Annotated in this window: 9 protein-coding genes; all 9 read right to left on the bottom strand. The window is 73.0% G+C overall.

What is annotated here, in order from left to right; all coding sequences use genetic code 11:
• Positions 1–72 precede the first annotated feature (72 nt).
• The 9 genes from AC1DT4_RS09385 to AC1DT4_RS09425 all read right to left on the bottom strand — a co-directional run bounded on the left by AC1DT4_RS09385 (position 73) and on the right by AC1DT4_RS09425 (position 11,588).
• Complete coding sequence (locus tag AC1DT4_RS09385; RefSeq protein WP_477089516.1) at positions 73–1,539, bottom strand: glutamate synthase subunit beta; 1,467 nt, start codon at positions 1,537–1,539, stop codon at positions 73–75.
• Complete coding sequence (gene gltB / locus AC1DT4_RS09390; RefSeq protein ID WP_477089517.1) at positions 1,532–6,097, bottom strand: glutamate synthase large subunit; 4,566 nt, start codon at positions 6,095–6,097, stop codon at positions 1,532–1,534. The genes AC1DT4_RS09385 and gltB overlap by 8 nt, the downstream gene beginning before the upstream one ends.
• Before the next feature lie 153 nt (positions 6,098–6,250).
• Positions 6,251–7,132 (bottom strand): prolipoprotein diacylglyceryl transferase, encoded by an 882-nt coding sequence (gene lgt, locus AC1DT4_RS09395; protein WP_477089518.1) that lies wholly within the window; start codon positions 7,130–7,132, stop codon positions 6,251–6,253.
• Positions 7,129–7,950 (bottom strand): tryptophan synthase subunit alpha, encoded by an 822-nt coding sequence (gene trpA, locus AC1DT4_RS09400; RefSeq protein ID WP_477089519.1) that lies wholly within the window; start codon positions 7,948–7,950, stop codon positions 7,129–7,131. Before trpA ends, lgt begins: the two co-directional genes overlap by 4 nt.
• Positions 7,947–9,263 (bottom strand): tryptophan synthase subunit beta, encoded by a 1,317-nt coding sequence (trpB, locus tag AC1DT4_RS09405; RefSeq protein ID WP_477089520.1) that lies wholly within the window; start codon positions 9,261–9,263, stop codon positions 7,947–7,949. Before trpB ends, trpA begins: the two co-directional genes overlap by 4 nt.
• Entirely contained in the window at positions 9,260–10,072 is an 813-nt protein-coding gene (trpC, locus tag AC1DT4_RS09410) for an indole-3-glycerol phosphate synthase TrpC (protein ID WP_477089521.1), read from the bottom strand. The genes trpB and trpC overlap by 4 nt, the downstream gene beginning before the upstream one ends.
• 136 nt (positions 10,073–10,208) lie before the next feature.
• Positions 10,209–10,589 (bottom strand): DUF2752 domain-containing protein, encoded by a 381-nt coding sequence (locus AC1DT4_RS09415; RefSeq protein WP_477089522.1) that lies wholly within the window; start codon positions 10,587–10,589, stop codon positions 10,209–10,211.
• Between the two features lie 64 nt (positions 10,590–10,653).
• The gene (locus tag AC1DT4_RS09420) at positions 10,654–11,223 is read right to left on the bottom strand and encodes a DUF4190 domain-containing protein (protein ID WP_477089523.1); all 570 of its coding nucleotides are present in this window, start codon (positions 11,221–11,223) and stop codon (positions 10,654–10,656) included.
• Between the two features lie 59 nt (positions 11,224–11,282).
• Positions 11,283–11,588, bottom strand: a complete 306-nt coding sequence (locus AC1DT4_RS09425) for an HGxxPAAW family protein (protein ID WP_477089524.1) — start codon at positions 11,586–11,588, stop codon at positions 11,283–11,285.
• Positions 11,589–11,651: the final 63 nt, after the last annotated feature.

An 11,651-nucleotide genomic window follows, 5' to 3' on the forward strand; every position in this document is an offset into this window, starting at 1 on the left:
ATTCAAGGTCGGACCGAAAGTCCCGTCCGGCCACCATGGCCGGCCGGTAGACGACACCCGGTCAGGAGGGGTTCAGGGGCGCAGCGCCACGGTGCTGGCGGTGACCGGGGAGGGCAGCTCCGTGCTGCCGGAGAGGTAGGTGTCGACGGCCGCGGCGGCCGCCCGGCCCTCGGCGATCGCCCAGACGATGAGCGACTGGCCGCGGCCCGCGTCGCCGGCGACGAACACGCCGGGGACGGTCGTCGCGTAGTCGTCCGTGCGCGCCACCAGTCCGCGCGGCGTGAGCTCGATGCCGATCTGCGCGGTGAGCGGGTCGACCTCGGGACCGGTGAAGCCCATCGCGACGAGCACCAGGTCCGCGGGGATCTCCCGCTCGGTCCCGGGCGTCGGCACGCGGCGCCCGTCGGACAGGTACTGCGTCGTCGCCAGCTTCAGCGCGCGGACCGTGCCGGTGTCGTCGCCGACGAACTCGACCGTCGACGCGAGGTAGTCACGCTCGCCGCCCTCGGCGTGGGACGACGACACCTCGAACAGGATCGGGTCGGTCGGCCACGGCTGGTGCGCGGGGCGCTCCTCCGGCGGGCGCTTGCCGATGGCCAGCGTCGTCACCGACGCGGCACCCTGGCGCAGCGCGGTGCCGAGGCAGTCCGAGCCGGTGTCGCCGCCGCCGATGATGATGACGTGCTTGCCCTCGGCGGTGATCTGGTCCGCGACGGGCTTGCCGGCGGCGACCGAGTTGGCCTGGTGCAGGAACTCCATGGCGACGTGCACGCCGCCGAGCTCCTTGCCCGGCACCTGCAGCTCGCGCGGCACGGTGGCACCCGTGGCGATGACGATCGCGTCGTACCGCGCCTGCAGCTGCGGCCAGGTGACGTCGCGCCCGACCTCGACGCCCGGGCGGAACCGCGTGCCCTCGGCCTCCATCTGCGCCAGGCGGCGGTCGATGTGGATCTTCTCGAGCTTGAAGTCGGGCACGCCGTACCGCATGAGGCCGCCGATGGCGTCGTCGCGCTCGTAGACGGCGACCGTGTGCCCGGCGCGCGTGAGCTGCTGCGCCGCGGCCATGCCGGCCGGGCCCGAGCCGACCACCGCGACCGTGTGGCCCGTGAGGCGCTGGGGCACCTGCGGCGTGACGTACCCGCGCTCGAACGCCTCGTCGATGATCGAGACCTCGATGTTCTTGATGGTCACGGCCGGCTGGTTGATGCCCAGGACGCAGCTGGACTCGCACGGCGCCGGGCAGATGCGTCCCGTGAACTCCGGGAAGTTGTTGGTCGCGTGCAGGCGGTCGATCGCGTCCGACCACTGCCCGCGCCACACCAGGTCGTTCCACTCGGGGATGAGGTTCCCGAGCGGGCACCCATTGTGGCAGAACGGGATGCCGCAGTCCATGCAGCGGCCCGCCTGCTCCTTGAGGTACGGCTGGCCGTCCTGCAGGTGCTCGTGGACGTCCTTCCAGTCGCGCAGCCGGATCTCGACGGGGCGGTTGGGCGGGAGCTCACGGTCCCGCACCTTCAGGAAGCCGCGGGGGTCAGCCACGGGCCACCTCCAGGATCTGGTCCCACACGCCGGGCGCGGCCGGGTCGAGGCCGTCGGCCTCGGCCTGGGCCAGCGCACGGCGGACGCGGGCGTACTCGGTGGGCAGCAGGCGCGTGAATCGCGCCCGCGTCGAAGAGAAGTCCTCGAGCAGCTGAGCCGCGACCGGCGAGCCGGTCTCGTCGAGGTGCGCGCGCAGGAGGGCCGAGACCAGCTCGGCGTCCTCGTCGTCGAGCGGGTCGAGCGACAGCTCGTTCGTCCGCAGGGCGTCGATGTTGACCAGCGCCGGCTCGAGGTCGAGCACGTAGGCCGTGCCGCCCGACATGCCGGCGCCGAAGTTGCGTCCCGTGCGGCCGAGCACGAGGACCGTGCCGCCGGTCATGTACTCGCAGCCGTGGTCGCCCACGCCCTCGACCACCAGCGTGGCGCCCGAGTTCCGGACGCCGAACCGCTCGCCGACCAGCCCGCGCAGGAAGACCTGCCCGGTGGTCGCGCCGTAGCCGATGACGTTGCCGGCGACCACGTTGTGCTCGCTCGACAGCGCGGCGTTGCGGTCCGGTCGGACGACGATCCGGCCGCCGGAGAGGCCCTTGCCGACGTAGTCGTTGGCGTCGCCGAACAGCCGCAGGGTGATGCCCCGGGGCAGGAACGCGCCGAACGACTGGCCCGCCGAGCCCGTGAGGGTCACGTCGATGGTGTCGTCCGCGAGACCCGCTCCCCCGAACCGCTTGGTCACCTCGTGGCCGAGCATCGTGCCGACCGTCCGGTTGACGTTGCGGACGGGCAGGTCGATCCGGACCGGCTCGCGGCGCTCGAGGGCGTCCTCGGCCAGCGCGATCAGGCGGTTGTCGAGCGCGCGGTCGAGGCCGTGGTCCTGGTCCTTGGTGCGGTGCAGCTCCGTGCCGGCGACCGGCGACGGGACCGCGAGCACCGGCGCCAGGTCGAGGCCCTCGGCCTTCCAGTGGTCGATCGCCGCGCGCGTGTCGAGCAGCTCGACGTGACCGACCGCCTCGAGCAGCGTGCGGAAGCCCAGCTGCGCGAGCAGCGCGCGGACCTCCTCCGCGATGAACTCCATGAACGTGACGACGAACTCCGGCTTGCCCGTGAACCGGGCGCGCAGCTCGGGGTTCTGCGTCGCGACGCCCACCGGGCACGTGTCGAGGTGGCAGACGCGCATCATGATGCAGCCCGAGACCACCAGCGGCGCCGTGGCGAAGCCGAACTCCTCGGCCCCGAGCAGGGCGCCGATGATGACGTCGCGGCCGGTCTTCAGCTGCCCGTCCACCTGCACCACGACGCGGTCGCGCAGGTTGTTGAGCACCAGCGTCTGCTGGGTCTCGGCCAGGCCGATCTCCCACGGCGTGCCGGCGTGCTTGAGCGACGTCAGCGGGCTCGCGCCCGTGCCGCCGTCGTGGCCCGAGATGAGCACCACGTCGGAGTGCGCCTTGGCGACGCCCGCGGCGATGGTGCCGACGCCGAACTCGCTGACGAGCTTGGTGTGGATCCGAGCCCGCGGGTTCGCGTTCTTGGCGTCGTGGATCAGCTGCGCCAGGTCCTCGATCGAGTAGATGTCGTGGTGCGGCGGCGGCGAGATCAGGCCGACGCCCGGCGTCGAGTGCCGCGTGCGCCCGATCCACGGGTAGACCTTGTTGCCCGGCAGCTGACCGCCCTCGCCGGGCTTGGCGCCCTGCGCGAGCTTGATCTGGATGTCGTCGGCGTTGGTCAGGTACTCGCTGGTCACGCCGAACCGGCCCGACGCGATCTGCTTGATCGCGGAGCGGCGCGCCGGGTCGTGCAGGCGCTCCGGGTCCTCGCCGCCCTCACCGGTGTTCGACTTGGCGCCGATGCTGTTCATGGCGATCGCGAGCGTCTCGTGCGCCTCCATGGAGATGGAGCCGTACGACATCGCGCCGGTGTTGAACCGCTTGACGATCTCGCTGACGGGCTCGACCTCGTCCAGCGGCACCGGCTCGCGCACGCCGTCCTTGAACGCGAGCAGCCCGCGCAGGGTCATCAGTCGCGACGACTGCTCGTCGACGCGGTGCGTGTACTGCTGGAAGACGTCGAACTGCCGCGTGCGCGTCGAGTGCTGCAGGCGGAACACCGTCTCGGGGTCGAACAGGTGGTCCTCGCCGTCGCGACGCCACTGGTACTCGCCGCCGACCGCGAGCCGCAGGTGCGCCTGGCGGTTGCCGCTGGCCGGGTAGGCGTCCGCGTGCCGCGCGCCCACCTCCGCCGCGATGACGTCGAGCCCGATGCCGCCGAGCCGGCTGGTGGTGCCCGTGAAGTACTTGTCCACCAGCGGCTGCGAGAGCCCGATGGCCTCGAACACCTGGGCGCCGCGGTACGACGCGATGGTCGAGATGCCCATCTTGGACATGACCTTGAGCACGCCCTTGCCGAGCGCCTTGATGAGGTTGGCGACCGCCTTCTCCGGGCCGACGCCGGGCAGGTAGCCCGACCGCGCCAGGTCCTCGACGGTCTCCATGGCGAGGTACGGGTTGACCGCCGCGGCGCCGTAGCCGATCAGCAGCGCGACGTGGTGCACCTCGCGCACGTCCCCCGCCTCGACCACGAGCGAGATCTGCGTGCGGGTGTGCCGGCGCAGCGTGTGGTGGTGCACCGCGGACAGCAGCAGCAGCGACGGGATCGGCGCCAGGTCGGCGTCGGAGTTCCGGTCCGAGAGGACGAGGAAGCTCACGCCGTCGGCGACCGCCGCGTCGACCTCGGCGAAGATCTCCTCGAGGCGAGCCTCGAGCGCCTCTCCCCCGCCGCTGACCTTGTACAGGCCGCGGATGATGACCGACCGGAAGCCGAGCGACGGCTCCTTGGCCACGTGCACGATCTTGGCCAGCTGGTCGTTGTCGATCACGGGGAACGGCAGGATCAGCTTGCGGGCGTGGCCCGGGCCGTCCTCGAGCAGGTTGGGCTCGGGGCCGATCGCCCCGCCGATCGCCGTGACCAGCTCCTCACGGATGGCGTCCAGCGGCGGGTTGGTCACCTGCGCGAACATCTGCGTGAAGTAGTCGAAGAGCATCCGCGGCCGGCTGGACAGCACCGCGACCGGCGTGTCCGACCCCATCGCGCCCAGCGGCTCGGCGCCCGCCGCGGCCATCGGGCTGAGCAGGATCTTCAGCTCCTCCTCGGTGTAGCCGAACGCGCGCTGGCGCCGGCGGACCGAGGCAGCCGAGTGCGCGACGTGCTCGCGCTCGGGCAGCTGCTGCAGGTAGACCGAGTTGTCGCGCACCCAGTCGGCGTAGGGCCGCTGCGCCGCGAGCGACGACTTGATCTCCTGGTCGTCGATGATCCGGCCCTTGCCGGTGTCCACCAGGAACATGCGGCCGGGCTCGAGGCGGCCCTTGGCGACGACGGTCGCCGGGTCGATGTCGAGCACGCCGGCCTCGGACGCGCACACGACGAGCCCGTCCTCGGTCACCCAGTACCGACCGGGACGCAGCCCGTTGCGGTCCTGCACCGACCCGATCAGCGTGCCGTCGGTGAATGTGATCGCCGCCGGGCCGTCCCACGGCTCCATGAGCGTCGAGTGGTACTCGTAGAAGGCGCGCCGGGCGGGGTCCATCTGGGCGTGGTTCTCCCACGCCTCCGGGATCATCATCATCACCGCGTGCGGCAGCGTGCGGCCCGACAGGTGCAGCAGCTCGAGGACCTCGTCGAAGCTGCCCGAGTCCGAGCCGCCCGGCGTGCACACGGGCAGGAGCGGCGACAGGTCGCCCAGCTCCTCGCTGGCCAGCGTGCCCTCGCGCGCGGCCATCCAGTTGCGGTTGCCGCGCACCGTGTTGATCTCGCCGTTGTGCGCGATCATCCGGAACGGCTGCGCGAGCGGCCAGGAGGGGAACGTGTTCGTCGAGAAGCGCGAGTGCACCAGCGCGATCTCGGAGGCGTACCGCGGGTCCGACAGGTCGGCGAAGAACGGCTCGAGCTGGCCGGTGGTGAGCATGCCCTTGTAGGCGAGCGTGCGGGCCGACAGCGAGGCGAAGTAGAGGCCGTGCTCGCGCTCGGCGCGCTTGCGCAGCCGGTACGCGCGGCGGTCGAGGTCGATGCCGGACAGCTCCCGCGACGGGTCCGCGACGACGAGCTGGCGGAACACCGGCATCGAGGCACGCGCGGTCGGACCGACGAGGTCCGCGGTCACGACGACCTCGCGCCAGGCGAGCACGTCGAGCTTCTCCTCGGCGGCGATGGACTCGAGGGCCGCGACGGCCACACGCTGCTCGGTCTCGTCGACCGGCAGGAACGCCATGCCGATCGCGTAGAAGCCGGCGGGCGGCAGCTCGGCGTCGACGACGTCGCGCAGGAAGGCGTCGGGGATCTGCGTGAGGATGCCGGCGCCGTCGCCGCTGTCCTCCTCGGCGCCCACGGCGCCGCGGTGGTCCAGGTTGAGCAGCGCGGTGAGGCCCGCGTCGACGATGTCCCGGCCCGGGGTGCCGCGCAGCGTGGCGACGAACGCGAATCCGCACGCGTCGTGCTCGGCAGCGGGGTCGTAAAGACCCTGCGGCGGCGGCGCACTCATGGCGCCAGGGCTCGCGGGCGACGTCGACATCAGCACCGTCCTCACGGTCCCCGAGGGGTCGGGGCGTAGCACGAACAAGGGGGGAACGCGGGACGTCGTCGGCCCAGTGTGGCGACGATACAGGGCGGTCCGCGGACCGGTCGCATCGTCAGCGATGAGGGGGAGCCACCAGCCCTCCGCGGGTCAGCGGGCGGGGTCGGTCGCGTTCTCCTCGTCGTCCTGCACGGTCGGGGGTGCCAGCAGGAGGGTCGTGTCACGTCCTGGGTGCCGGCGCCCGACCACCACGAACGCTACCAGCGCTCCCAGACCCACGATGATGGACGTCCAGACGTTGATCCGGAGGCCCAGGAAGTGGTGGGCGGGATCGATCCGCAGCAGCTCGATCCAGAGCCGGCCCGTCGTGTAGATGACGACGTAGAGCCAGAACACGCGCCCGTAGCCCAGCCGCAGCCGGCGGTCGAGCCAGATCAGCAGCGCCGCGCCCGCGAGGTTCCAGATGATCTCGTACAGGAACGTCGGGTGGTAGAGCGTGCCCGCGGGATCGCCGACGGGCATGTGCTCAGGATCGATCCGCAGGCCCCACGGCAGCGTGGTGGGCCCGCCGTACAGCTCCTGGTTGAACCAGTTGCCCAGCCGGCCGATCGCCTGCGCCACCAGCAGGCCGGGCGCGAGCGCGTCGGCCCACGGGGGGAGCCGGACGCCCTGGCGGCGGGCGCCGATCCAGGCACCGACGCCGCCGAGCGCGACGGCCCCCCAGATGCCGAGCCCGCCCTCCCAGATGTACAGGGCGCGCACGGGGTCCCCGCCGACGCCGAAGTACGCGTCGGGCGAGGTGATGACGTGGTAGATCCGGCCGCCGACGATGCCGAACGGCACGGCCCAGAACGCGATCTCGAGGGTCGTGTCGGGCTCGCCGCCGCGCTCGATCCAGCGGCGCCGGGTCATCCAGAGCGCGACCACGATGCCGAGCAGGATCGCGAACGCGTAGGCGCGCACCGGGAAGGGCCCGAGGTGCCAGACGCCCTGCGACGGGCTCGGGATCGCGACCGGGAGCAGCGCGCTCACCGGGCCCTCACCGGTGCCGAGCGGACGCCCTCGGCCAGGTCGGTGGCCAGACGCGCCAGCGCGGCGCGGCCCGCCGCGTCGTCGTCCGCGTCGAGCAGCGTGCGCACCAGCGCCGAGCCGACGATGACCCCGTCGGCGTAGCGGGCCACCTCGGCGGCCTGGTCCGGGCGGGACACCCCGAGGCCGACGCACACGTGCGCCGCGCCGGCCGCGCGCGTGTGCGCGACGAGCTCCTCGGCGCGGCTGCCGACCGTCGCGCGCTCCCCCGTGACGCCCATGGTCGAGGCGGCGTAGACGAACCCGCGCGACGCGGCGCTGGTCGAGACGAGGCGCTCGGGCGTCGAGCTGGGGGCGACGAGGAACACGCGGTCGAGCCCGTGGGCGTCGGAGGCGGCGATCCAGTCGGCGGCCTCGTCCGGGATGAGGTCCGGCGTGATCAGGCCGGCGCCGCCCGCCGCGGCGAGATCGCGCGCGAACGCGTCGACGCCGTAGCGCAGCACCAGGTTCCAGTAGGTCATGACCAGCACGGGGGCGCCGCGCCCGGCCACCCGCTCGACCGCGCGGATCGTGTCGCTCACGCGCGTGCCGCGCGCCAGGGCCGCGTCCACCGCGCGCTGCACGGTCGGACCGTCCATGACGGGGTCGCTGTACGGCACCCCGAGCTCGACCACGTCCACGCCGGCGTCGATCATCGTGCGGACGGCCTCGACCGACCCGTCCACCGAGGGGTACCCGACGGGCAGGTAGCCGATGAACGCGGGGCGCCCGAGGGCGTCGAGGTGCTCCGCGACCTGCGACCGGACGGCGACGGCGCTCACAGCTGCTCTCCCTGGTCGGCCAGCACGACGGGCTCGTCCTCGATCAGGTCGAACCACGCCGCGGCGGTGGCCACGTCCTTGTCCCCGCGTCCCGACAGGTTGATCAGCAGCACCGGCTCGTGGCCGTCGTCGCCGGTCCAGGTCGCCAGCTCCGCGCCCAGCTGGATCGCGCCCGCCAGCGCGTGCGCCGACTCGATCGCCGGGATGATCCCCTCGGTCCGGCACAGGAGGCGGAAGGCCTCCATCGCCTCGTCGTCCGTGACGGGCCGGTAGTCGGCGCGCCCGATGTCGTGCAGCCACGCGTGCTCGGGACCGACGCTCGGGTAGTCGAGGCCCGCCGACACGGAGTGGCTGGGCAGCGTCTGGCCGTCGTGGTCCTGCAGCAGGTACGACTTGGCGCCGTGCAGCACGCCGGGCTCGCCGCCCGAGAACCGTGCCGCGTGCCGGCCGGACGAGATGCCCGCGCCGCCGGCCTCGAAGCCGAACAGCCGCACGCCGGGGTCGTCGAGGAACGCGTTGAAGATGCCCATGGCGTTGGACCCGCCGCCGACGCACGCCGCCACCGCGTCGGGCAGCCGGCCGATCTCCTCGAGGAGCTGGGCCTTGGCCTCCTCGCCGATGATCTTGTGGAAGTCGCGGACCATCTCGGGGAACGGGTGCGGCCCCGTGACGGTGCCGAGCAGGTAGTGCGTGGTCTCGACGTTGGCCACCCAGTCGCGCAGGGCCTCGTTGATCGCGTCCTTGAGGGTCCGCGTGCCGATCGTCACCGGGATGACCTCGGCGCCGAGGAGCCGCATGCGCGCGACGTTGAGCGCCTGCCGCCGCGTGTCCTCCTCGCCCATGTAGACCGTGCACTCGAGGTCGAGCAGCGCGGCCGCGGTCGCCGTGGCGACGCCGTGCTGGCCGGCCCCGGTCTCCGCGATCACGCGCGTCTTGCCCATGCGCTTGACCAGCAGGGCCTGGCCGAGCACGTTGTTGATCTTGTGCGAGCCCGTGTGGTTGAGGTCCTCGCGCTTGAGGAACACCCGTACGCCGGGCGCGACGTGGGCGGCGAACCGCGGCACCTCGGTCAGCGGGCTCGGGCGTCCGGTGTACGTCTTGTGCAGCCGGGCGAGCTCGCGCCCGAACGCCGGGTCGGTGAGGGCCTTGTGGTACGCCGTGTCGAGCTCGTCGAGCGCCGCGATCAGCGCCTCGGGCACGAACCGGCCGCCGAACTCGCCGAAGTACGGGCCAGCGTGCGTGGAGAGCGGTCCGCCCGCCACGGCCTCGAGCAGCTTGTCCGAGAGCGGTCCGACGGTGGGGCGACCGCTCACTGACGCACCGCCCGCAGGGACGGGTGCGCCCCCGCCGCCACGAGGTCGGCGACGGACTCGCGCGGCGCGTCGTCCGTGACGAGCGCCTCGCCCACGAGCACCGCGTCCGCGCCGGCGCGGGCGTAGTCCATGACGTCGTGCGGGCCGCGCACGCCGGACTCGGCGATCTTGACGATGTGCGACGGGATGGCCGGGGCGACCCGGGCGAACGTGGTCCGGTCGACCTCGAGCGAGCGCAGGTCGCGGGCGTTGACGCCGATCACGCGCGCGCCGGCGTCGGCGGCCCGGGCGACCTCCTCGGTGTCGTGCACCTCGACCAGGGCGGTCATGCCCAGGCTGTGCACACGCTCGACCAGCGACTCCAGCACGGTCTGCTCGAGGGCGGCGACGATCAGGAGCACGAGGTCGGCGCCGTGGGCACGCGCCTCCCACACCTGGTAGGGCGTGACGACGAAGTCCTTGCGCAGGACGGGGATGTCGACGCGCGCGCGGACCGCGTCGAGGTCCGCCAGCGAGCCGTGGAAGCGCCGCTCCTCGGTGAGCACGGAGATGACGGCGGCGCCGCCCTTCTCGTACTCGGCCGCCAGCGCGGCCGGGTCCTTGATGGTGGCCAGCGCGCCCTTGCTCGGGCTCGACCGCTTGACCTCTGCGATCACGCGGACCGCGTCCTCCGCGCGCAGGCGACCCACGCACTCGATCGCGGACTCGCGGCGGTTGGCGCGCTCCTTGACCTCGGCGAGCGGCGTGGCCTGCTCCCGGACGGCCAGATCCAGTCGGACTCCCGCGACGATGTCGTCCAGCACGGTCATCGACAGCTCACCTTCTCCCCCGGTCGGTTCCGGACCTTCTGCACGCCGTCGATCGTGGCGGTGGTCCAGTGGGACATCGTAGAGCGGTCCCGGAGTGACCCGGACCACAGGCCGCTGGGTGGGACAGAGACCTTCGTCAGGGGGCCAGCCACGGGGCCAGCACCGGGACGTTCCGCAGCACCCCGAAGAGCAGGAGGACGGCGAGGGTCGCCCAGGCGAGCCACGCCGGCGTCGGGCGGGCCGGCCGCCCCTGCGCGCGGCGGACGACCAGCCGGCCCCACAGGGCGATCACCACCGGGACGGCCAGCACCCAGAGGGGGTTCATCGACCAGGCGCCTGCGAGGTCGCCGTGCGCGAGGTCGTGCGTGGCCCGCAGCCCCCCGCACGCGGGGCACCACAGGCCCGTGAGCGCGTGGAGCGGGCAGACGCCGTAGCTGCCGGTCGTGTGCGGGTCGCGGACCGCGAGCACGAGGGTCGAGACCGCGACCACCGCGCCCGCGACCAGGGGCCCGCGCACGGACGCGCGTCGGCCCGCTCCGCGGGACACCGTGGCGTCGGGCGCGGGCGGGCCGGCGGGCAGCTCAGTACCCGGAGTTGTAGCCGTCTTCCCAGCCCTGCTGGATGTCGGCCCAACCACCGGTGGCGATGATCAGCAGGAAGAAGGCGATCCCCAGGATCGACAGCGCGATGCCCACCCAGCCGAGGATGATGCCCGCGGTCGCCATGCCGCCGTTGTTGGCCTCGCCCGCGGCGACGGCCTTGCGCGCCTTGTAGCCGACGATCACCGCGGCGACCGCCGAGAAGACGCCGCACAGGACGAACGTGAGGATGCCGAGCACCAGCGACCAGACCGCGAGGTTGTTCTTCGGGTACACGGCGCCGTAGCCGGCCGGCGGGTAGCCGCCCGGTGCCGAGCCGTACGGAGCGGCGGCCGGGTACGGGGTCGGTGCGCCGTACTGCGGGGCCGAGGGGTACTGCGGGGCGCCCGGGGCCTGCGGTGCCTGCGGGGCAGCGCCGGGGTACTGCGGCGCGGACGGGTACTGCGGTGCCGCGGGGGGCGGTGGGGGTGCGGCCGGGTACTGCGGCGTGGCGTCGGGGTCCTTCGGCGGCTCGGCGCCGTACGGGTTCTGCGGCTCGTTGGGGGTCGACATCGGTCCTCCTGGGTCGCGAACGCTCACCCGGTTCTCGGGCGGCGGTGGAACAGCTGTGCTCAGTGCCCGCCGTTGCGGGCCGCGCGGGCCCGCGTCTTCGCGCCGCCCTGGCCGTGGCCCGCAGCCTGCAGCGCCTTGCCGGCCACCAGGGCGAGCACGACGAGCGCCATCCCGACCCAGAAGAGCCAGATGATCGCGAACAGGACGCCCAGGCCGGCGATCGTGAAGGCGACCAGCACGCTGTACGTGGTGACCCAGGCGGCGAGCGTCTTGCCGTGGTTCGTGGGGGCCGCCGTGGGCGGCAGGTGCATCGCCTCGGTGGTCGTGGCGTTCTGTGCGCGGTGCGCGAGGGTGTTGTCGGCCATCGGTGTGCCCCTTCGTGCTCGGTTCTGCGCTCACCCTATCGGACGGCCGGGCCCCCACCCGGC

The sequence above is a fragment of the Cellulomonas sp. P4_D11 genome (genome assembly GCF_056401915.1).

Bases quoted from the DNA above. Each gene is read 5' to 3' on its own strand.
- AC1DT4_RS09420 (WP_477089523.1), bottom strand. From the start codon at position 11,223: ATGTCGACCCCCAACGAGCCGCAGAACCCGTACGGCGCCGAGCCGCCG.
- trpC (WP_477089521.1), bottom strand. From the start codon at position 10,072: ATGACCGTGCTGGACGACATCGTCGCGGGAGTCCGACTGGATCTGGCC.
- gltB (WP_477089517.1), bottom strand. From the start codon at position 6,097: ATGTCGACGTCGCCCGCGAGCCCTGGCGCCATGAGTGCGCCGCCGCCG.
- AC1DT4_RS09425 (WP_477089524.1), bottom strand. From the start codon at position 11,588: ATGGCCGACAACACCCTCGCGCACCGCGCACAGAACGCCACGACCACC.